The sequence below is a fragment of the Gemmatimonas sp. genome (assembly GCF_036405635.1).
GTDB lineage: Bacteria > Gemmatimonadota > Gemmatimonadetes > Gemmatimonadales > Gemmatimonadaceae > Gemmatimonas.
In genome coordinates, this window is the sequence record NZ_DASWXE010000147.1 from 16312 (window position 1) to 37685 (window position 21374).

Annotated in this window: 16 protein-coding genes; 12 read left to right on the forward strand and 4 right to left on the reverse strand. The window is 63.6% G+C overall.

All coding sequences use genetic code 11. The features are described 5' to 3' along the window. Positions 1-116: 116 nt before the first annotated feature. The 6 genes from VGE27_RS12220 (at position 117) to VGE27_RS12245 (ending at position 7464) form a co-directional block, all read left to right on the forward strand. Positions 117-2564 carry a polysaccharide biosynthesis tyrosine autokinase gene (locus VGE27_RS12220; RefSeq protein ID WP_331049941.1) on the forward strand — a complete coding sequence of 816 codons (2448 nt, stop codon included), beginning with the start codon at positions 117-119 and terminating at the stop codon, positions 2562-2564. Beyond that, entirely contained in the window at positions 2561-3421 is an 861-nt protein-coding gene (locus VGE27_RS12225; RefSeq protein ID WP_331049942.1) for a polysaccharide biosynthesis/export family protein, read from the forward strand. Before VGE27_RS12220 ends, VGE27_RS12225 begins: the two co-directional genes overlap by 4 nt. Before the next feature lie 124 nt (positions 3422-3545). Then, the gene (locus tag VGE27_RS12230) at positions 3546-4232 is read left to right on the forward strand and encodes a sugar transferase (RefSeq protein ID WP_331049943.1); all 687 of its coding nucleotides are present in this window, start codon (positions 3546-3548) and stop codon (positions 4230-4232) included. A gap of 139 nt (positions 4233-4371) precedes the next feature. Beyond that, on the forward strand, positions 4372-5286 hold the full coding sequence (locus tag VGE27_RS12235) for a polysaccharide deacetylase family protein (RefSeq protein ID WP_331049944.1): 915 nt from the start codon (positions 4372-4374) through the stop codon (positions 5284-5286). Further along, positions 5279-6301, forward strand: a complete 1023-nt coding sequence (locus VGE27_RS12240) for a GNAT family N-acetyltransferase (protein WP_331049945.1) — start codon at positions 5279-5281, stop codon at positions 6299-6301. The genes VGE27_RS12235 and VGE27_RS12240 overlap by 8 nt, the downstream gene beginning before the upstream one ends. Further along, positions 6298-7464, forward strand: coding sequence for a DegT/DnrJ/EryC1/StrS family aminotransferase (locus tag VGE27_RS12245; RefSeq protein ID WP_331049946.1), 1167 nt, complete (start codon positions 6298-6300; stop codon positions 7462-7464). Before VGE27_RS12240 ends, VGE27_RS12245 begins: the two co-directional genes overlap by 4 nt. On the opposite strand, the gene VGE27_RS12250 is transcribed toward VGE27_RS12245, so the two are convergent. Further along, positions 7461-8456: a GNAT family N-acetyltransferase gene (locus tag VGE27_RS12250; RefSeq protein ID WP_331049947.1), complete on the reverse strand. Its 996-nt coding sequence runs from the start codon at positions 8454-8456 to the stop codon at positions 7461-7463. The two genes, VGE27_RS12245 and VGE27_RS12250, sit on opposite strands and share 4 nt — an antisense overlap. 140 nt (positions 8457-8596) lie before the next feature. Continuing rightward, positions 8597-10096 carry an exosortase C-terminal domain/associated protein EpsI gene (locus VGE27_RS12255; protein ID WP_331049948.1) on the reverse strand — a complete coding sequence of 500 codons (1500 nt, stop codon included), beginning with the start codon at positions 10094-10096 and terminating at the stop codon, positions 8597-8599. 128 nt (positions 10097-10224) lie between these two features. Here VGE27_RS12255 and VGE27_RS12260 point away from each other — a divergent pair, with 128 nt between their 5' ends. The 4 genes from VGE27_RS12260 to VGE27_RS12275 are packed head-to-tail and all read left to right on the forward strand — an operon-like array spanning position 10225 to position 14902. Continuing rightward, positions 10225-11436 carry an ATP-grasp domain-containing protein gene (locus tag VGE27_RS12260; protein WP_331049949.1) on the forward strand — a complete coding sequence of 404 codons (1212 nt, stop codon included), beginning with the start codon at positions 10225-10227 and terminating at the stop codon, positions 11434-11436. Then, positions 11433-12620, forward strand: a complete 1188-nt coding sequence (locus tag VGE27_RS12265; RefSeq protein WP_331049950.1) for a glycosyltransferase — start codon at positions 11433-11435, stop codon at positions 12618-12620. The genes VGE27_RS12260 and VGE27_RS12265 overlap by 4 nt, the downstream gene beginning before the upstream one ends. Beyond that, positions 12617-13750, forward strand: a complete 1134-nt coding sequence (locus VGE27_RS12270; RefSeq protein WP_331049951.1) for a glycosyltransferase family 4 protein — start codon at positions 12617-12619, stop codon at positions 13748-13750. The genes VGE27_RS12265 and VGE27_RS12270 overlap by 4 nt, the downstream gene beginning before the upstream one ends. A 45-nt stretch (positions 13751-13795) precedes the next feature. Next, a complete protein-coding gene (locus VGE27_RS12275) occupies positions 13796-14902 on the forward strand; it encodes a glycosyltransferase family 4 protein (RefSeq protein WP_331049952.1) in 1107 nt (368 codons plus the stop codon). A gap of 96 nt (positions 14903-14998) precedes the next feature. Here VGE27_RS12275 and VGE27_RS12280 read toward each other — a convergent pair whose 3' ends face one another. Continuing rightward, positions 14999-15631, reverse strand: coding sequence for a hypothetical protein (locus VGE27_RS12280; RefSeq protein WP_331049953.1), 633 nt, complete (start codon positions 15629-15631; stop codon positions 14999-15001). Positions 15632-16089: 458 nt separating this feature from the next. Between VGE27_RS12280 and VGE27_RS12285 the strand changes: the two genes are divergently transcribed. After that, complete coding sequence (locus VGE27_RS12285) at positions 16090-17202, forward strand: acyltransferase (RefSeq protein WP_331049954.1); 1113 nt, start codon at positions 16090-16092, stop codon at positions 17200-17202. A gap of 12 nt (positions 17203-17214) precedes the next feature. Here VGE27_RS12285 and VGE27_RS12290 read toward each other — a convergent pair whose 3' ends face one another. Further along, positions 17215-18003: an FkbM family methyltransferase gene (locus VGE27_RS12290; RefSeq protein WP_331049955.1), complete on the reverse strand. Its 789-nt coding sequence runs from the start codon at positions 18001-18003 to the stop codon at positions 17215-17217. 471 nt (positions 18004-18474) lie between these two features. Here VGE27_RS12290 and VGE27_RS12295 point away from each other — a divergent pair. Then, positions 18475-21374 (forward strand): amino acid adenylation domain-containing protein (locus tag VGE27_RS12295; RefSeq protein WP_331049956.1); only part of this gene is annotated, 2900 nt, incomplete at its 3' end.

The following is a 21374-nucleotide window of genomic DNA, read 5'->3' on the forward strand; positions in this document are numbered from 1 at the left end:
AGTTTGTTGCGGTGCTGCAGCGTGGCGAGTGCGCTTACGCATCAGTGTGTTGCGCAGCAGATTCTTAGGCCGTCATAAACCAGACATTACCTCTGTTCCCCATCCCGTCACTTTCAATGTCCGGTCAGCAGATCCAGCCGCTTCCCCTTCGAGAAACTGCGATCGAGCCGTATCAGGAGGCGCCGCCCCCGGGGGATTGGGGTGGCTCCGCTGAGCCGTCGCAGGAACCGAAAGGCCCGAGTCTCGCGCGCTATCTCTCGGCGATCAATCGGTTCAAGTGGTTGATCCTGCTGATCACCCTGCTCGGAGCGGCCGGCGGATATGCCGCCACTCGATTCATCACACCGGAGTACGTGGTTCAGGCCACGATCCTGCTTGAGCAGGGAACGGCGGTGAACTCCGGTGGACAGAGTCGCGGCCCGATTCAGGCCGAAGAGCTACTCGCGGCATCGGGATGGCAGGACCTCTTGCGTTCTTTTGCGATCGCTGACCCGGTTGTCACCGATCTGGGACTGTTCGTGACGCCGGCGCGTGAGGCGGACAGCCTGGCTTTTCGGTCATTCCGCGTCGATCAGATGCGTCTGGCTCCCGGCAACTATTCGCTCGACCTCACCGGTGGCCGCTATGCCCTCTCGCTCAAGCCGGGCATTGAAGTCGAAACCGGCGTGCTGGGCGATTCCATCGGCCGGACGCGCGGTTTTCTGTGGCAGCCCGACGCCAACGCGCTACGCGGACGATCCTCCGTGGAGTTCAATGTCCAGACGCCCCGTGAAGCGTCGATTGGGCTGATCAAGCGTCTGGATATGCACCTCGAGACCGGCTCCTCGTTCCTGTTCCTGAATCTGACCGGCGAGAATGCGCAGCGTACCGCGGCCACGCTCAATGCATGGGTCGAGCAGTTCGTCGCCGTGGCCACCTCGCTCAAGAAGAAGAACGTCAGCTCAGTTGCCATGATCCTGGAAGGCCAGCGCGAGTTCTCGGCGCGCAGCCTGCAGGACGCAGAAACAGCGTTGGAAAGCTTTCGTGTGCGCACGGTGACCGAGCCCACTGAACGTCAGGCTATCACGCCAGGACTGGACATGACGACCAGCCCGGCGTTCGACAGTTACTTCCGGGACAAGGTTCTATCTGACAACTACCGGCGAGATCGCGAAGCCCTCGAACGCATCGCCGAACAGGGACGTCAGGGACAGCCCATCACGCGCGAAGCCGTGTTGTCGATTCCCAGCGTCAACGCGGACCCTGCGGCGGACAACCTGCGCAAAGTGGTGGAAGAGCAGTCGGCCAGAGAATTCAATCTTCGCCGCCTGCGCGAGAGCTATACGGACGAATACCAGCGCGTGAAGGATGAATTGGCGGCGCTGGCGACACTGCGCAGCACCTCGGTGCCCAACGCGCTCGACGCATATCTCGCGCAGTTGCGGCTGCGTGAACAATCGTTGAATGCCACGATCGACCAGAGCAGCAAGGACCTTCGTGGTATCCCTGCGCGGACTATTGAAGAACAGCGTCTCAAGCGCCAGGTCGAAGTCGCGGCGGAGATGTACCGGAACCTGAATCTCAAGGCGGCGGAAGCCAAGCTGGCCGAAGCGGCCACCATCCCGGACGTCAACATTCTCGATCCTGCGGTGGCGCCACTCAAGCCCACACGCAACACGGCGCCGATGCTCATTCTTGGCGCCATCGCTGCCGCGTTCGGATTAGGTGTGGTGCTCGCCATTCTGCTCGATCAGGTGGACAAGCGCTTCCGTTATCCGGAACAGGCGACTGACGATCTTGGTTTGTTCATTCTTGGTGTCGTGCCGGTGATCGATACCAAAGCGAAGCGGCGACAGGCGGATCAAGCGGCGCAGGTGGTGGAGGCGTTCCGCACCATTCGCATGAATGTGCGCTACGCGGCCGACCCGCATCGTCCGCTCACCATGACGATCACGAGCCCCGGGCCGAATGACGGCAAGAGTCTAATTTCATCGAATCTCGCTCTGAGTTTCGCTGAAGGAGGCGCCCGCACGCTGTTGATCGACGGCGATATCCGGCGTGGTGAACTCGCCAAGACGTTTGGCGTGAACGCGCGTCCGGGACTGGTGGAGTATCTGGATGGTACGGCGCTAATCGCTGAGGTCCTGCACCCCGCTACCTCCCATCCCAATCTCACGGTGATGCCAGGCGGCGCCCGCCGTCGTCGCGCACCGGAATTGCTCGCCACACCACGTCTCAATCAGCTCATCAATCAGATGGCGAAAGAATACGATGTGGTCATCATCGATTCGCCGCCGCTCGGCGCCGGATTCGATGCCTATGCGCTCGCCACGGCGGCAGGGAACATGGCATTGGTGATGCGCGCGGGAATCACGGACCGAAAGATGGCGGCGGCAAAGATGGCGGTGGTCGACACGCTGCCCGTGCGGGTGATGGGCGCGGTACTCAACGGCATCAAGCTCACCGGTGTGTATCAGTACTACTCTTATTATCAGGAGTACGCGGCGACGGATGAGGAGTTGCCGCCGCGACTCGCCGAAGGCAGTGGACCGACCGGTCCCGCACTACCGCGGGCACGGTCATGAAGGGCGAATCAATTTTTTCGGTATTCCGAGCAAGCCTTTCCATGTCATCACGTTGTGGCGTTCGCGCGTCAATCCGTGGCGCGCTGCTGACGTTTGCGCTGCTCGCAGCGCCGGGTTTCGTCGGCGCGCAGGGCACATCGCAGGGTGCCATGCAGCGCGCGAGCCGCTCTGAACTCTCGACCCGGGCCGCGCTGCTCGAACAGCAGACCAACAGCGGCTCGCTCAAGGGCGGTGCGCAGACGACGGCACTCGCCGAGTTGGCATCGATCAGGAACCGTTTGCAGTTCGGCGATTTTCGCGTTGGTGATCGGTTCGTCATCACCGTCCGACAGGATAGCGTTCGGGCGGATACTGCTTCGGTTCGGGACAGCCTGAAGGTCTCCATCCTCAATCTTCCGGATGTTTCGCTGGCCGGCGTGCTGCGTTCCGAGCTGGACGAGCGAATGAGTGCGCATGTGGCCAGATTCTTGCGGAATGTGACAGTCAGGACAAACGTCCTGACTCGCGTAGCCGTGTTCGGCGCTGTGGCCGTGCCAGGTTACTACCATGCGTCACCGGATCGCCCAATTACCGATCTCGTGATGCTGGCGGGTGGACCGGCGCCCAACGCGAACCTGAACGAGTTGACCATCCGCCGGGGAACGGCGCTGCTGGTCTCTGGCAAGGATTCCAAGCGCCTGGTCAAGGACGGACGGACGCTGGAGCAGATCGACGTGCGGAGTGGTGACGAAGTTCACATTCCACTCAAGAAGAAGATCAACTGGCAGTTCGTGATTCAGATCTTCTTCATCCTTTCGTCCTTGCTGTTCGCGCTCATCAGTTTCCTGCAGTGGTATTACGACCGCCAGAACAACTGAAGCACCTCTTCGCCTCATGGATAGCTACGCTTCTGTAATCCCGTTTTCCGCCGGTGCTCGGGCGGCCTCCAGACTGCCGCGAGGCACTGACGCCGATGGCGTCGTCGGTCTGGACGCTGCCGCGATGAGCGCACAGCAGACGGGGCCCGACGATTTCGAGCCGCGCCCGCGTTCCGAGATCGTCTCGCGCGCGTTCAACATGCTGGTGGCGCTGGTGATGATTCTTTTGGCGTCGCCGGCGATGCTCATCACCGCGCTGGTGATCAGACTGACGTCCCGCGGTCCGGTGCTGTACACGCAGGTTCGTGTCGGGATCGACCGTCGCTGGAACCGGACCCGCGCACTCAACGAGCGCCGACGCGAAGATCTGGGCGGGATCCCGTTCACCATCTACAAGTTCCGCTCGATGCGGGTGGATGCCGAGGTGAATGGGCAGGCCGTGTGGGCCAAGATGAACGATGACCGGGTCACAGCCATCGGTCGCATCATTCGCAAGACCCGGCTCGACGAGTTGCCGCAGCTCTATAACGTGCTGCGGGGGGACATGAATATTGTCGGCCCGCGCCCGGAGCGTCCCAGCATCTTCGTGCGCCTGCGTGAGCAGATCGACGAGTATCCGCTCCGTCAGCGTGTGAAGCCCGGCATCACGGGACTCGCGCAGGTGTCGAATCCCTACGATCAGACGCTGGACGACGTGCGCCGCAAGGTGAAGTTCGATGTCATGTACATCAAGCGCCAGTCGCTGTGGGAAGACATCCGCATCATGGCCCGTACGGTCCCCGTCATGCTGTTCCGCATCGGTGGTTGGTGAGGCGAGCTTCTCGCCTTGTTGACTCCTTCGGCAGCAGTACCTTTCAAGCGTGCTGAAATCTGCGGTACGGAGCGCATTGGCGCAGCCGGCAATCGGTCGCTTGTTCTGGCGGTTGCGACGTGGGCACAGTGTAATCCTCATGCTCCATCGGTTTGCCGACGGTGAGCTGGGCATTGAAGGACACGATCCCGAAGGCCTGCGGGCCATTCTCGCCTATTTGCGCGCGTGTCGGGTACGCATTGACACCGTCGACGCGGTGATCCAACGGGCGATCGACGAGCCAGCCGCAGCCCGCGCGCATGCCCCACCAACGGTCGCTTTCACCGTCGACGACGGATTCGCCGACGTGGCGAAGATCGGTCATCCGGTGTTTGCGGAGTTCGACAGCCCATACACGGTTTTTGTCGTGCCTGGGGTGTTGGAGACCCAAGGTGTGTTTTGGTGGGAGCAGCTGGCTCGCGTTCTGCGGGATGCACAGCGTCGAGAAATCGTGCTGGCGATGCCGGATGGCGAGCGCACATTGAGCTGGTCCGACGCGCGCGCGGAGAGCCGTGTGCGACAGGTGCTCGAGACGTACCTGAAGACGCTTCCCCCGGAAGACATGCACGCGACCATCGCGCGCGTCGCGCAACAGGTGGACGTGCCGATCCTGGATCGCGCTCCCGATGCACTGGCCACGCTCTCGTGGGACGATATCCGACGTATGGAGAGTCGGGGGGTGCACTTTGGTGCGCACACTATGACGCACCCCGTCCTGAGTCGATGTGCACCCGATCGGGCGCACTGGGAGGTGACGGAGTCACTGCAGCGGCTGCGCGCCGAGGTGCAGAACCCGTCGCGCATCTTCTGCTATCCGAATGGTCTGGCGGATGATTTCGGCGAGCGTGAAATTGGAGCGCTGCAGGGCATGCAGATGCTCGGCGCCGTCAGCGCGGAACCCGGGATCGCCGTCACGCGTCAGGATCCCCGGGACCTGTCCGTCTGGCGTTGGCGTGTGCCACGCTTCGGATTTGATCGTCGTCCTGGGACCTTGCTTCGCGATTTCTTTGACTGACCTCTCTGGCCCTCTCGCGCTGCAGTTGCGCGATCTCGAACTGCCAGTGGCGCGACGTGAGCAGGACGAGTTGATCGGGCGCCACCGGTTCTGTGCGGACTCCTTGCCACGCTGTGTCCAGCCCCGGCATCGCTGGTGCGCGGTGTATGTCGGCGCCGAGCTGTATGCGGGGTTTGTGCTCGACGTGGAGCGAAGCCGACGACTCCCCTGGGCCAGGCTGGTGCGATGGGAAGGGCTGGGACGGGAGAACTTTTCGTTCATGGAGTCGCAGCTGCCGCGCATTCTGTCGGCGTTGGGCACCATCGTGCCCAACGTGCTGCGCGTGAACATCGGGCTGCGGGAATTCCTCCCGGAACGGCGTGCCCTACTGATCGCGATGCTCAAGGCGAGCGGCTATGTGCCGGTATCACCACGAGACTACGTCGATACCCTTCTCCTGCCGCTCGATCAGCATGGAGAACCCGAGCAGGGGTTTTCATCGAGTACGCGGCGCAATCTGCGCGAAGCCCGGCGCGCCGGCCTCACGGTGCGGCGCGTGATTGATGCCGCCGATCTCGAGCAGATTCGTGCCGTGGTGGCGGAGGCCTTCGCCCGCCGCGACGCGGGCGTCGTCATCCCCAGTCCGGAGTCCCTGCGAGCGGACCTGGATGCCACCCATGTGGCGCTGTTCGCGGCTTCCTTGCCGGGGCACGATCAGATCATCGCTTGCGCGCGCTTCCGTCGCGTCGGTGATCTGGGCATCTACGAGATCGCCGGATCCCGGCGTGATACCACATTGGGGCGTCTACCGGTGGCGCCACTGTTGGTACGCGAAGGCATCGAATGGGCTCGCGCCACCGGTTGTCGCTGGATGGATTTTGGCGGCGTCCCAACGGAAGTGGGTACGTCACTCGATGGCATCGCGGCGTTCAAGGCGGGGTTTGGGGGGACGCGCACGACCATCGGCGGTGAATGGTCCCTACGACCTTCGCCGCGCCTGTCAAAGCTCGAAGATCTGGTGGGACGCTTTCGATGACTGGGCGGGTTCTCCCACCGGTACTGGGGCCGGTATCGGCGTCCGCGCTGTGGGATGCAGCGGTGGCCCTGCTCAAGGGCACGGTCGACGCCGCGGCACTCGATGATGCGTTGGCGCGGGCATTTCCTGGTCGCAGTGTGTTGCTGACCGACAGTGGCACCAATGCATTGGCGCAGACGTTTCGGCGCAATGCCGGCGGCACGGGCCGCACACCCGTGCCCATTGTTGCCCTTCCTGCGTGGTGTTGCCCCGATATCGGCACCGCGGCCATCGCAGCAGCGCATCGTGTGGTGCTCTACGACCTCGATCCCCAGACCTTGCTTCCGGATCTCGAATCGGTGGAGCGATGTCTGCGGGCGGGGGCAGGAGCGCTGGTGCTGACGCACTTCTTTGGGCGCATTACTGATCCCGCACTCGTGGCGTCGATGGCGGCGCAGTACGGAGCCGTCGTGATCGAAGACGCCGCACAAGGTGCAGGTGGAGCGTTGGCTGGTCAGCCAGCAGGCACCCTCACCAACTGGGGGGTCCTCAGCTTCGGGCGTGGCAAGGGGCGCAACGCCGGCGGTGGCGGCGCGCTGCTGTCCACCGACCCGCTCACCGAAACCGGCCAGATCGCTGAGGGACGTGTTCACAATGCCAAGGCGCTCGCGGCAACCGTTGCCACAGTACTGTTGGGCCGCCCTCACATCTACGGCCTCCTTGCGTCGCTACCCTTTCTCCGACTGGGCGACACCGCGTACAAGGCGCCGTCTGCTGATCACGGACCGTCCATGGTGACCTGCGCGCTCCTGCCGTCCGTGCTTGCGGCCTCCGAGGAGGCCGCGACTCGCCGTCGGCAAATCGCGTCTCGGTGGCGCGAGGCATTGCTCGACCTGAACGGCGGTCTGGTGCGCACGGTCGGCGCGGATTCGGTCGACGGAGCGCTGCGATTTCCCGTGCTGATTTCTTCGGCGGCGGCGGCTGACTTGCGACCGCACGGTGTGGTGCGCAGCTACCCGCGCACCCTCAGCAACTATCCGGAAATTGCGATGGCAATGGTGCACTCCAAGGACACCTTTCCGGGCGCGGAGCTGCTCGCGGCAAGGCTGCATACGCTACCCACGCACCGGTTTGTGCGGCCCGACGATCTGGAGCGGGTTCGGCGACGCTTGCAACGGCCCTAGGACGTCGCCAATGGCGCTGCGTGGCGCTGGCTTCGCCACGCACGAAAGGCTCGGACAGGTGGCTTGAGCACCTGGTCGATGAAGCGCAGTCCCTGCGCGCGCAAATGCCACGCCGGGAACAGCAGCCACGATTCGTACTCCGGCAAGTCCGTCGAGAGGGGACGTTTCCAGTCGGCCGCATCACCCAGGAAGTCCGTGCGCTGGATACCCTCGCTCGCTGCATTCTCCATGGCATGCCACACCAAGGCCATTCCGGGCGACCAGCTGCGGAACTGTTCGTCGTAGGAGTTCTTGAGCAGATAGAACACTCCACGATCGACCACGGCCAAGGCATGCGCCACGGGCACGTCATGCTGGTACAGCACCCACAGCCTGAGTGCACGTTGCTGGGCGAACCGCTGCGCAACGTGCCCATAGAGATTGGCAGCGCCTGGTTCGGTATCAATCGAACTGCCATTGGCGTGCTTCCAGCTGCGTGATTCGATGGACAGCACGGCATCCCATTGTGCGGGGAGGTCGGTCAGATCCCGGCACAGCGCCACACGCCACCCGTCAGCCGGGTCCAGGCGCTTCCAGTGTCTGCGCAGATTGCGCAGCAATTTGCTGTCTCGTCCACGTACATAAGCCGGCCAGCCATCGGTGAACGATGCAACAGCGCTGGAGGTTTGCGGAGTCGTCCACGCCTGCAGTCCTGCCATGGTCGTCGCGCGACGCACCGCATCGGCCCAGGGGCCAAGGCGCGGGATCTGCGGCAATGCGATGGCCGCCGTTGGGTACCGGTGTCGCAGGTCTTTCAGGACGGCCGACAATACCGACGCCGGCTCATCGGCCAACCAGCCCACACGTCGCACGTGGCTATTGACCGGGAGCGTGAGTCGCGCGATATCGGTGCCGTTTCGCGAGGCGGCAATGAACGGAACGACGCCACGCAGTCGTGGGCCATCGTATACAAAATGCACGGCGAGGCTGATGTCGGCACCAAATGCATCCATCCACGGCAGGATCCAGTTTGGGCCGGCCCACCATTCACCAAACGCGGCGTCCTGTGCCAGTGCTTGCCACGCAGGCAGGTGCGGCGCCAGTTCCTCCTGGCGATACGCACAGATGACTGTTGGGGAAGGCCGTCCGGCGTTCACAAGCCCGATGCAGGTCCGGCATTCTTGGCGGGCAATTCGCGTCCCGTGACCAACGAATAGAGTGCGGAGGTGGCGGCATCGCACTCGGCACCTTTGCAACGCGCCGACACGAGCACGACGTCGGCATCACGACGTCTGCGGATCGCCGCGAGGATCTGCAGCAGTTTGGCTTTGGTGGACGAGGGCGTTTCGATGCCACCAATGCGGTACCAGCTCCACACGATCCGCACGTCAGACGCTTCCCGGATGGCCGTCTGTTGCACGATCCGTAACGAGTTGTCGAGCGGGCCGACGGTGCGCCGCTGCACGATCATACTGTCCGGCGCGATGTGGTTTTCGTAGCTGGTTGCCTCAGCGCCGTGTTTCTGCTGTGCATAGTGGAACTGGTCGACTTGCACCGTCATGCCGTTGTCGACGAATTGGCGCGACACCCGAGATGATCCGGCAAAATGCGGCTCGAAGGCCGTGGGGGCGCTGTCGATCGATACGGTCCACTGGGAACCGGGCGCAATGCCGATGCTGCGACCATTGGCGACATCGACGCCGACCGCCGGCGTCTCGGCGGCGGGCAGCACTGCGAGCACCGCCACCAGGGCAGGGCCGAGCACGGCGATGGCGGTGACGGGCATGATCGAGGCCAATGGCGGCTGGCCCATGCCCGCCGTGTCCGGCGCCGGCGCCGCCATCGTCAACGGATGTTCCATGCGTTGTTCGAGCCGTCGCGCCACCATGAAAAACGTCAGCAGTGCCACGAGAAAAATCGTCCAGCCATACATCTCGTGATCCTGCATCAGTGACGACTGCATGCGGGTGCGGTGTGCGATCACCACCAGCCCCAGCACACGAATCCAGTTGGCGAGAATGGAGAGCGCCGTCGCTGAGGCAACAATGCGCCACTGCCACCGCCGTTCGCTGACGAAGAGATGGGCATAGGCGGCGCCCACCGTCGTACCCACCATCACGAAGTTGAGCCCCGAGCATGAATCGGCGACTTCCAGCACACCGAACGGCAGCATGATGCTGTTGTCGCGGATCGTGAACTGGATACTGGTCATGCTGAGGACGGCACGGCAGAACAGCACCGTCATGGTCTGCAGCAGCGGCACCAGCGCTTCCCATACCGGGATCGCCAACAGGAATGTCAACGCCGCCGGAGCGGTCGCGCGCAGTGCGCGCTGCCCTGCGGTGGCGCCGAGCCACAGCCACAGGATGACCGGTGTCAACAGCAGGTGGACGACCTGGATGTCGGCCGTGAAGGCAGCCCACCAAGCAATCGACGCAATGCCCAGCAGCGGCCACAGGAGACGTTCAGGCGACCAGCCTTGCAGCTGTCGACGCTCCCGCCACAGCAGCCACCCGCAGAGGGCCGCTATGGCAAACCCATGTTCGCGATTGGAAGCCCACACGGAGGGAAACCAGAGCCACGATGGGCTCAGGCCCAAAAACAGAGCGAAGGCGAGGGCGGCGGAAAGCATTTCGGGTAGGACGCGAGACATCGGCTCGGCGCAACGCCGCGGCACCGGTTAACCTAATACACGCTTCGCAGCGGAGCCGCCCAGCGGAATGCCCAGCCATGTCGGGTGTACCGTGCTGACCGATTGTGCGCTCCTTCGTCCGTTGTCTGATGCCCAATCCGCTGACCGTCCTCGTTACCGACCCCGTGCAACGCGCGGCGCTCGCCACCGTGCGCGCGGTAGGCAGAGCCGGCCATCGTGTGTTCACCGTCGGTGATACGCGCGGCCTTGCCGGGGTGTCGCGCTTCGCGAGCGGACATGTCACGATCGCTGCGTCGGCCATGAAGGATCCGGTGGCTTTTCCCGAGGCGGTCCGGGACGCCGTGAAGGCCCAGCGCATTGATGTCATCGTGCCCGTGACGGATGCCGCGTCCCGCATGCTGCTGCCGGAACAGGCGCGCATTGGCGCGCGTGTTGCGGGCGCCAATGCGGACGCCTATGCCCGGGCCAGCGACAAGGAGCACGTTCTCGCGGTGGCACCCGCTGCTGGCATCGATGTGCCGCATCAGATGACGCTCGAAGAGGCCGCGATGGCGGCCGTCTTCGTCTGTCCGTGGCCGAGCGGCTGTGTGATCAAGCCTGCGCGGTCGGTGGTGATCATCGACGGACGAACGGAGAAGGTCGGCGTGCGCTATGCCGCATCCCCATCCGACGTCAGGGCCGTGCTCGCTTCATACCCGCCGCAGGCATATCCGCTCCTGATTCAGGAGCGGTGCCCGGGACAGGGAGTCGGCGTGTTTCTCTTGCGCGCAGAAGGCCGCACACTGATGGCGGCGGGTCACCGTCGCATTCGGGAAAAGCCGCCATCAGGAGGCGTCAGCACCTGTCGCGAATCCGTGATCCCGGAACCGACGTTGCTCGAAGCCTGTGAGCGCCTGCTCGACCGATTGGCGTACGAGGGGCCTGCCATGATTGAGTTCAAGCATGATCCGGCGACGGGACGTGCTGTGCTCATGGAAATCAACGCCAGGCTCTGGGGATCGGTGCAGCTGTCCGTGGATGCGGGGGTCAACTTCCCCTTGGCGCTCGTGCAGTGGGCCATGGGGTGGCCTGTTCCTCCGCAACAGCCCCGTGCTGGTGTTCGCTGTGTCTGGGAGCTTGGCGAGCTGGATCATGCGCTCGCGATCGGGCGGCGCACGGCCGCGGCGCTCAATCTACCCCCGAACACTCCGGTGGGGATGATGGCAGCCTGGCAAGCACTTGTTGATCGGCGATGGACGGATCGCGCAGAAGTGTTCAATTGGTTCGACCCTCGTCCCTTTGCAGCCGAATCACTGCAGTGGGTCTCGAGTATCATTTCTCCTTCGGCAGGTCCAGCATGACGATTCTGGGATGGATGCTTATTGCGGCGCCTGTGCTGCTCGGCGGGTTCGCCTTTATCGGCTATCCAGCAATCCTGTGGCTGTGGTCGCGATTCCGCCCACCAACGGTGTTGCCGCCGGAGCCCGCGGAATGGCCGGAGCTGACCGTGCTGATCGTGGCCTACAATGAAGAGCGGCGGCTTGGTCGCACCCTCCAACACGCACTGGCCGTCGACTATCCGGCTGACCGTCTCAATGTGCTCGTGGTCTCCGACGCGTCCACGGATGGCACGGATGCCATGGTGACCAACTTCGGTGACCCGCGCGTGCGTCTGCTGCGGATGCCGGAACGGGCCGGCAAGCCAGCGGGCGAGAATGCCGCCGGTCCCATGTTGCGTGGTGATCTGGTCGTGTCCATCGACGCATCCATTCTGATTCCCCGTGATTCGCTCAAGCCGCTCATTCGCGCCTTGCTCGATCCCGCTGTTGGGCTGGCGTCCGGTCGCGATATCAGCATTGGCGATGAGTCGCGCGAAGGCAACAAGACAGAGTCGTCATACGTGGGTCTCGAAATGCAGCTGCGCGCGCTCGAGACACGGGTGCACAGCATCGTGGGCGCCAGTGGATGCTTCTATGCAAACCGCCGCCATCTGCAGCAGGTGCAGTTGCCCACGGGGCTCGCGCGGGATTTCGCCGCGGCCAGTGTGGCCCGGTCGCACGGCTATCGCGCGGTTTCCGTGGATGCTGCCACCTGCCTCGTGCCACGGACGCCGACGCTGAAAGCGGAACTGCGTCGCAAGAGCCGCACGATGTCCCGCGGACTTGCCACGCTGGCGTATCTGCGTGCGATGCTCAATCCGTTCCGCTACGGCAGCTACGCATTCATGATGGCCTCACACAAACTCGTGCGGTGGTTGCTGTTTCCCAGTCTGCTCGGTTGGATCATCGGACCGCTGCTGCTGCTACGCTCGGCACCGTGGACGCTGGTGCTCACCGCGGGCATGACGGTCGGTATCGGGCTCGCACGACTGGTGGTGGCATGGCCAGAGGGCAAGCGGCTACCGCGCGTGGTGGCGCTGCCTGGCTATGTATTCATTTCGATTCTGGCAGGATGGCTTGCCTGGTGGCAGTTGTTCACCAATCAGCAGCAATCCATGTGGGAGCCGACTCAGCGACCGTCCGTGGAGCCCACCGCCACCGCATGAGTGCCGCAACCCCTTTGCGCGTGCTGCAGCTCTGCGCGCCAGGACGGGCGGGTGGCCTCGAGACGGTCGTGCGACAGCTGGCCGTGGGGTTGCGTGAGCAGAGTGTCGACGCGCACGTTGCCGTGGTGCTCGATCCCTCGGAGGCGGAGGGGCACCCCTTCGCTGACGCGCTTGAGTCCGATGGTACGACAGTCCACCGAATCGTGCTGGGCGCACGCGCGTATCGGCGTGAACGGGAAGCGGTGGCGCGTGTGCTTTCCACCACGGGAGCACACGTTCTGCACACTCATGGCTATCGTAGCGATGTGATGGATGGTCCCGTGGCCCGTCAGGGCGGCGTGCCGCATGTGATGACACTGCATGGCTTCACTGGCGGAAGCTGGCGCGGGCGATTCTACGAATGGCTACAGGTGCGCGCTGCCGTGCGGGCGGACGCGACCATCGTCGTTTCCTCGGCGATCGAACGCCGTGTGCGCGCAGCCGGTGGCGGTGCGCGCGTGCGACTGATCCGCAACGCGATGCGGCCGCCTCATTTGTCGATGCACCGGGATGCCGCTCGTCAGGCGCTCGGGCTGCCGAGTGATATTCCGGTCGTTGGCTGGGTCGGTCGCCTCTCGATAGAGAAGGGGCCGGATTTGCTCGTCGAAGCGCTGGCGCAACTACGAGGCGAGGCTCATGTGGTGGTCATCGGCGATGGTTCAATGCGCCAGTCACTACAGGACCGCGTTGGGCAATTGGGCATGTCGTCACGCGTCACTTTCGCCGGACTGCGTGCCAATGCCGCAGAATTGTTCGGGGCACTCGATCTGTTGGCGCTCACGTCGCGTACGGAAGGCACACCCATGGTGTTGCTGGAAGCCATGTGGGCCGGTGTGCCGATTGTCGCCACGAGCGTCGGTGGGGTGCCCGATATTCTCGGTCATGACGACGCGTGGCTCACGACGCCAGAAGCGGGCGCCATCGCATCAGCGCTGGATGCGGCGCTGATTGATCCCGAGGCGCGCCGAACGCGCGCGGCGCATGCGGTTGCCCGCGTGCAACGGACCCATGACGTAGACTCATGGATTGCTGCGCATGCGGCGATCTACCGGGAAGTGTCCTTTGGGCGCGCCCGACGCGCACTCACCTGACTGCGACTGTTCATGAGGCCGAAGCACTCTGGATTGCGAGTCCTGATGATCGACGGGGGCGGATTTTCGCCTCCGTACGATTTTGGACTGGTCACGGCGTTGAGGACGCGGGGCGTCGATGTCGAACTGTTGTTGCCGGCAGCCGTAGCACGCGAATGGCAGGATCCCGACGCCATTCCCACCACCGGCGGTGGCCGGTTGCTTCGCGGGGTCCGGCGCGCCGGGAAAGTGGTCGGACACGCCGCCCGTCTGGCGACGATCGCCTGGACCGTCCTCCGAGGACGCGTGGATGTTGTGCACTTCCAGTGGTTACCCCTGCCGGCCCTGGATCTGGTACTGCTCCGATGGCTGCATGGGCGAGTGCCCCTGGTGTTCACCATGCACAACACATCGCTCTTCCACGGCACGTCGGCAGGCATTCAGGGCTGGAAGCTCGACCGCTGCTTCCCGCTTTTTGACCGCATCGTTGTGCACAGCGAATACTCGCGTGATCGCGCTATCGACTCCGGCGCCGCACGCAGGGAGCAGCTGTGTGTCATTCCCCACGGAGCCTTCGTCCATTACGCCCAACTGGCTCCGTCGCGCCGCGAGCGGACCCCAGGGCCGATCCAACTGCTCTTCGCGGGGGCCATCAAGCCCTACAAGGGGTTGGGAGACCTCATCGAAGCGCTCGGCATCGTTGCGTCCGAACGCGCACCGGGATCCTGGCATCTCACGGTAGCTGGCCACCCGAGCTACCCGATGGCGCCGCTGCAGCAGCGTGCGCGAGACCTGGGTATCGATGCCGACATTACCTGGAGCCTTCGGCATCAGTCGGAACGAGAGCTCGCCAGGCTACTGGCAGATACCGACGCCGTGATTCTGCCATATCGGGAGATCGACCAAAGCGGGGTGCTGCTGGCGGCCGTCGGTATGCACCGCCCCGTGATCGCCAGTGCGGTGGGGGCCTTCCCCGAGGTTCTGGGAGGGGAGGGTGCAGGCCTTCTCGTTCAGGCGGGTCAGCCGGAGGCACTCGCCGATGCCATCGTACGATTCGTGCACGATGAACGGTTGCGCGCGCGCAGTGCCGAACAGATGGTCGCGCTAGCCCAGGGAGGCTTGAGCTGGGAGCAGGTGGCCAGCAAGACGGAGGAGATGTACCGCGGGCTGTGATCAGCTCGTGATCGTTTCAGCAGCGTTAGCTGAGCACAAAAAAAAGCGCCCCGGTCTTCCGAAGAAGACCGGGGCGCTTTTCGATCGCTGCGCGAATTAGGCGCGACGGCGCTGGTAGCCCATGAAAACGAAGGCACCGACGCTGGCGAGGATGAGGAGCGCTTCGGCCGGCTCATCGACGTAGTACACGAACGTCTGGTTGTTGTTGTTGCCGTAGAGCACGTACCAGCCGGTCAGATCAGCGTTCGGATCGCCCTGGATGATCGGGGCCTGGCCAGCAAAGGTCGCCCAGATGCTGCCCTGGAGGTCGGCGCGCTGGGTGTAGTCGAGCGAGTTCCAGTTGTTCTGCAGCGTCGAGACGAGCGACACGATCTTGCTCATGTCAGCGGCCGTCGGGTTGGACATCGGGTCGCCCGTGCCGAACGACGTGGCGGCGAAGCTGGCGGCCGTGTAGGCGCTGTACGAGTAGGAGTTACCCGCTTCCGCCGGACGGTACGGATCGATGCACCACACGAGGTATTCCGAGAACGTCTGTGGGCCGCTCGGGGTGTCCACCGTGAAGTTGGCCAGGAAACCACCGCCGGTGCCGGCGAAGCCCGTGCCGTGGGTGCCGAACGGCTGGCTGATGAGCGAGACGTTGACAGAGGGGTCGATCGGCGCCTGCGCGCTCATCGAGGCCGGCAGCGCCAACGCCGCTGCTGCAGCCAAGGTCTTCAGAAAGGTCTTCATACGATGCTCTGGGTGGGTTGCGGAAGCAGACATGGACGAGCGCGGTCGGTCAGTAGTGCTGCCAGCATACTGCCGTTCGACTATGCACTTCAGCAATCGGCGTGCCAGCATGTCGATGCCGCGAAACGGCGAGGTGTGCTGTGGATGTGCGAAGCAAGTTGTTCTGGTTGAAGTGTTTATGTGAGTAAAGTTTCCGCTCGTGTGGTCGGGTTCGATATTTTTCCCCACAAGGGGTCTTTTTATGTGTGTTGTTTGTGCAACACATGTGTTGACTCTGCACTTCCCAGTGGAGTGCTTGCATCACGTTTGCCGCGCCGTCAGTGGAGCTGATCACGGGAAGGCTCCTGTGATCCCACAGAACTACCCCTCCAGTCGGGCGCTGGTCACAGTCAGTGTGGCGAACTGGTCCACAGCGCCGCGTGTTACCTTTGCGCCTGATTGCGACTCCGATCAGGAGTATGCAGCAACAGATTCCGCCAGTCCCGGACCCTCGGATGTCAGAAGGATCTCAGAACGCCACGATCCATCGGTTGGCTGGTATCGAAGCCATTCGAGGCGTCGCGGCATTGGCGGTCGTCCTTTACCACTTCCCGGCCGCCCTTCAGGACCTGCTCGGATTCAGCGCACCCATCGCGGCCGTTTTCCGCAACGGGAATCTGGGCGTGGATGCCTTTTTCATCCTGAGCGGGTTTGTCATCGCGCTCAGCTTGCGATCCGGCCCTTGGACGGGCAGGTATTTCGGCCGATTCGTCCTGCGTCGGTCCATTCGCCTGGATCCGCCCTATTGGTTCGCCATCGCGCTGGAGGTCTTTCTCGGATGGCTCGGTGTGAGATTCTTTGGCGACCCGTCCTATGACTTTCCCAACGCGGCCGACCTCGGTGCACACCTGTTCTATCTGCAGGGGCTGCTCGGTCGCATGCAGGTGTCGGACGTGTTCTGGACGTTGTGTTTCGAGATTCAGTTCTACCTCGCCCTGGTGGGGCTCGTTGTGCTTGCTCATACGCGGGCGGTCAGCGTCCTGATTTCGCCGCGGCCGCTGCTTGGCACTGTGCTGGTTCTGGTGACGGCGCTTTCCCTGGCGGTCCGAAACGGGTGGATGACCAGTCCCAATGACGGCTTGGCCATCATTCGTGCTTATCAGTTTGCCATGGGTGTCACGATGTTCCTTCTGGCCACCCAGCGCATCTCGTGGCCAGCAGCCATGGCGCTCATTGTCCCGATCATCGGCATTCGACTTCTGGATGGAGCGGTGGCCGAGGTCCTCGTCATGATTGCGGCGGCCGGCGCCTGCTACGCCGCACTGCGTTCGCCGCGCTTCAATCGAGCCACCGACGGCCGAGTCCTGCAATTGCTCGGACGAATTTCCTACAGCCTCTACCTGTACCACGCCAGTATCGTTTGGCGTGTGGCGACGGTCGCCCTCAAGCTGGTTCCACGCTATGGCATCGGGATGGCGTGGTTGGGATTGGTGGGAGGTATTGGTGGCAGTATCGCGTTCGCGTGGGTGCTTAACCGGGTCCTCGAAACACCAATGATGCAGGTGAGTCGTCGAGTGAAACTCTCGCCCTAGAGCACGAAGGTCTCACAGGGCGAGCGCTTCCTCGCGCCGGAAGACGTAGACCTCCCCGGAGGTCACATGGCTCCATGCCGGTGCGGAGAAATGGCGGAGGGCGAGGTCAATTGCCTCGTCACCATGCAACTCCACCACGAAGTACGGCAGGCTGCTGGTCCAATCCATGGTGTCTTGGAACAGCTGAATCTCCGCACCCTCGATATCCATCTTCACGATATCCGCCCGCCCCTCTGGCAGATGCGCCAGCAGCGAGGCCATCGTGCAGGTCTCCACTCGGATGGTCGACGCGGATTGTGAGGCGATGTGCCCGCTCCATCCCGGCCCCGACGCATCGAAATCGATGCCGGCGTCCGAAACCCACACCGCTCTTCTGAAGGCGAGCACGCGATCGCCATATGGCCGCAGGTTTCGCTGCAGCGCCGCAAAATTCCGCTCATCGGGCTCGACCGCCACAACCTGCGCCTGCGGATGAGTGCGAAGGAACCACAGGCTCGACATGCCGCAGTTGGCACCAAGATCGAGAATGGCCCGTGCTGATGGGCCGCCGCGGAGAGGAGCGTACTCTTCGGTGACAAAGATCTGCTCGAAGACCAGCCGATCAGACGAGCCCGGTCTGAGGTACGCGACTCCCGCATCTGGGAGTCTGATGGCATAGGCTGCGGGAAGGAACGCCGCGAGCAGCTCTCTGACTGGTGAGTAGAACGCAAATCCCGCGGCGCCTGCCCATCCGAGGTTGCGGACGAACTCTGGCCAATCGCGCACAAGACGCTTGAGGTACCGTACCGTTCGTCGGATCATCGGGATCGATGGGTCTGTGCGGGGATGGACTCCGGGAGCGTCATGAAAGAACCGCAGGAGTGCATGAGAATTGTAAGCGGCCGCAGGAAAGGCAGCGACCATACTGGGTGGTCGCCCCGCTCAGAAACAGGGGGCGCAGTCCGTCCTAAGAGCATGAGAGGGTGACCGCATGAATTTGGCGACCATGCTCTGCTATAACTCTCAATCCGCCACATAGTTGCAGCGCCAACCCGCAGATCGTCTATTGACGGAGAGTGCCCCGTTGTTGTGGCGATCACACTGCCGCTTCCGCGAATGGGTGATTCCTCCCCGGCATTGATCTGCCCACCTCGAGAATCGCTGATGCGTTGATGGGTGGTGGGTCTGCTGGCCGCCCCCAACCTTGCGCCCCCAAGAGTCTGCCCGTGTGGTCTCCACCTCCTGATACTCACCCGCGATGCCGCAGGAAGTGCTGTGGCTGGAGAGCGGTCGGTGCGCACTGAGTCAATCGGGACCGTGGTCCACGCGGTACTGCGTCAGGCAGAGCTCACGCCGCACCACATTGCGGTCGAGGACGGGGGCGGCACGCGCCGGCTGAGCTTCGCCGAGTTGCGCGATCGGTCTGCGCACTGGGCCCGTGCCTTGAATCGCGCGGGTGTCCGGCCGGGTGATTGCGTTGGGCTTCAGGTGGAACGCAGTCTAGAACTCGCGGTGGGCCTGCTGGCGATCCTGCGAGCGGGCGCCGCCTATGTGCCGCTGGACGCCAGCTATCCCGTGGCGCGCCGATCCGTCATGATCGGGCAGGCGGGTTTGTCATTCGTCATCACAGATGCCGATGCTGCCGCGCTCCCCGCCGGGCGCTGCCTGTCGCCTGGGATGCTCGATGCGGCCTCTGTGAACAACGATGAGGCACTGCCGGCACTGCATGGCGACGCGCTGGCCTATGTGATCTTCACGTCAGGCTCCACCGGCACCCCCAAGGGGGTGATGTTGCCTCACGCGCCGCTCGACGCACTGATCACCTGGCAACGTACCCACGGTGGACTTGGTGGCGCCGCGCGCACCCTGCAGTTCACGCCAGTCGGTTTTGACGTGCACTTCCAGGAGTTCTTCGGCACGTGGGCGACCGGTGGCACGCTGGTCATGGTGGCGGACGACTTGCGGCGCGATCCACAGCGATTGCTGCGCTTCCTCGAGAATGAGCGCATTGAGCGGCTGTTCCTGCCATTCGTGGCACTACAGCAGCTGGCAGAAGCTCACGCGAGCACTGGGTTGGTGCCTGCTGCGTTGCGCGACGTCGTAACCGCTGGAGAACAGCTGGTGGCCACGTCCGCATTGCGCCGGTTTTTCCGTCAGCTGACTCAGGCGCGACTGCACAACCACTACGGCCCGTCCGAGACGCACGTCGCAACGGCTTACACGCTGCCTGCCGACTCCGAGAGTTGGCCATCACTGCCCTCCATCGGGACGGCGATCACCGGATCGGTGGCTCTGCTGCTGGATGCGCAAAATGAAGAAGTACCGTCCGGCGAACTGGGTGAGATCGTCCTGGGTGGTGCATGCGTGGGTGCTGGCTACATTGGCAACGCCGAAGCCACCGCGAGTCGCTTCGTCACCCTGACTGGGCGCGAAGGGCGTTTCTATCGCACCGGTGATCTCGCTCGCACGGACGAAGATGGCAACCTGCATTTCGCCGGACGTGCTGATGGTCAAGTGAAGATTCGCGGGCACCGCGTTGAACCGACCGAAGTTGAGAGCGCCCTCACGCGACTCTCCGGTGTGTCCGCCGCAGCCGTCATCGCGGCCGAGGGCCCCGGCCAGTCGCAGCAACTGCTGGCCTACATCGTTCCATCACCCATCGAACCACCAGTGCAACGGGAGGAGCCGCAGCCCACGTGGGCTGACTGGCGCGCCGTGTGGGATGCGACCTACACGCAGGGCGGTGCACTGGCCGGAGATGGTGCGGATGACTTCAGCAGCTGGACCAGCTCCTACGATGGTACGCCGATTCCTCCTGAGCAGATGCGCAAGTGGGTGGCGGGTACCAAGTCCCGCATCCTTGCGCTGAAGCCCAAGCGCGTACTTGAGGTGGGCGCTGGCACCGGTTTGATCCTGCAGGCCGTGGCACCGTCCGTGGAGCGCTATGTCGCGATGGACTACTCGGAAGTAGCCGTGGCGCGATTGGCACGCGCGGTGGCTGCCAATCCCGAACTATCGAACCGATGCACGGTGGCACGAGGAGTGGCACACGAGCTCGGATCATTCGCCCGTACCGACGCACCGTTCGATACGATTGTCCTGAACTCGGTCACGCAGCACTTCGAGTCGTCGGCGTATCTGCGCCATGTATTGCAGGAGTGCCTGCGCCTGCTGCCGGCGGGTGGCACCATCTTCCTGGGCGACGTCACCTGCCACGCCACGCGCCCATTGTTTCATGCGTCGGTGGAGCGGGCTCGCGAGCGAGTCGTACTGACGAACGACGAGCTGCAGCAGTTGGTCGAGCGACGCCTTGCTGAAGACCGCGAGTTGAGCGTCGACCCCGCGTGGTTCTATCGCGAGATGGGAGGTGTGCCATCTGTCCGCTCAATTGAAGTGCAGCTCAAGCCTGGTGGCTATCTCAACGAGCTTTCACAGTTTCGATTCGACGTGACACTGCACGTCGCGCCGGTCAACGCATCCCCAGTACGGCCCATGATCGCCGAGTGGCAGATGGTGCCGTTCGATGGCGACCTGGTGGCCCTTCGTGCGCGATTGGCGACGGCCGATTCCGGTACTGCCGTGCGTGTGTGCGGTATTCCCAATGTGCGGCTGGCTGCGTTCGCGCCCCTGGGCACCATCGTCGGCGACGGGATGGGAGCATGGGGTGTCGACCTGGACACGGCAATCGATCCGGATGCCTTGCACACTCTGGGCACGGATCTGGGGATGGTAGTGCAGACGGTATTCAGCGGCGGGATGACGTTTGATGCCATTTTCACGCGCGGTGCCGTCGACCCCCAGCAGTTGCTCACAAGTGCGGAATCGGAGTCGGCCGTCTCGACGCTGGTGAATCATCCGTATCTCGTGGCGCGTTTCGATGTCGAGGCGCAGCGTTTGCAGGCTGCGCTGCGTGAGGAACTGCCCGACTACATGGTGCCCACGCGTTTTGTGCATATGACACGCTTGCCCCTCACGCCAAGCGGCAAGCTGGCCCGCGCACGTCTGCCTCGTCCAGGCACTACGCGCCCCGCACTGGCTACCGACTTTGTGCCACCGGCCAGTGCCACGGAACGACAGCTCGCCGACGTATGGCAGCGGGTGCTGGAGGTGGACGGCGTCGGGGCGCTGGACAACTACTTCGAGCTCGGCGGCACGTCCTTGCTCAGCCTCCAGCTCACGACAGAAATGTCGCG

Excerpts from the sequence above, each read along its gene's own strand:
- VGE27_RS12275 (WP_331049952.1), top strand. The coding sequence starts at position 13,796 with ATGATCGACGGGGGCGGATTTTCGCCTCCGTACGATTTTGGACTGGTC.
- VGE27_RS12250 (WP_331049947.1), bottom strand. The coding sequence starts at position 8,456 with ATGGATGCATTTGGTGCCGACATCAGCCTCGCCGTGCATTTTGTATAC.
- VGE27_RS12230 (WP_331049943.1), top strand. The coding sequence starts at position 3,546 with ATGAGCGCACAGCAGACGGGGCCCGACGATTTCGAGCCGCGCCCGCGT.
- VGE27_RS12290 (WP_331049955.1), bottom strand. The coding sequence starts at position 18,003 with ATGATCCGACGAACGGTACGGTACCTCAAGCGTCTTGTGCGCGATTGG.
- VGE27_RS12260 (WP_331049949.1), top strand. The coding sequence starts at position 10,225 with ATGCCCAATCCGCTGACCGTCCTCGTTACCGACCCCGTGCAACGCGCG.
- VGE27_RS12225 (WP_331049942.1), top strand. The coding sequence starts at position 2,561 with ATGAAGGGCGAATCAATTTTTTCGGTATTCCGAGCAAGCCTTTCCATG.
- VGE27_RS12280 (WP_331049953.1), bottom strand. The coding sequence starts at position 15,631 with ATGAAGACCTTTCTGAAGACCTTGGCTGCAGCAGCGGCGTTGGCGCTG.
- VGE27_RS12270 (WP_331049951.1), top strand. The coding sequence starts at position 12,617 with ATGAGTGCCGCAACCCCTTTGCGCGTGCTGCAGCTCTGCGCGCCAGGA.
- VGE27_RS12220 (WP_331049941.1), top strand. The coding sequence starts at position 117 with ATGTCCGGTCAGCAGATCCAGCCGCTTCCCCTTCGAGAAACTGCGATC.
- VGE27_RS12245 (WP_331049946.1), top strand. The coding sequence starts at position 6,298 with ATGACTGGGCGGGTTCTCCCACCGGTACTGGGGCCGGTATCGGCGTCC.
- VGE27_RS12255 (WP_331049948.1), bottom strand. The coding sequence starts at position 10,096 with ATGTCTCGCGTCCTACCCGAAATGCTTTCCGCCGCCCTCGCCTTCGCT.
- VGE27_RS12235 (WP_331049944.1), top strand. The coding sequence starts at position 4,372 with ATGCTCCATCGGTTTGCCGACGGTGAGCTGGGCATTGAAGGACACGAT.
- VGE27_RS12265 (WP_331049950.1), top strand. The coding sequence starts at position 11,433 with ATGACGATTCTGGGATGGATGCTTATTGCGGCGCCTGTGCTGCTCGGC.
- VGE27_RS12285 (WP_331049954.1), top strand. The coding sequence starts at position 16,090 with ATGCAGCAACAGATTCCGCCAGTCCCGGACCCTCGGATGTCAGAAGGA.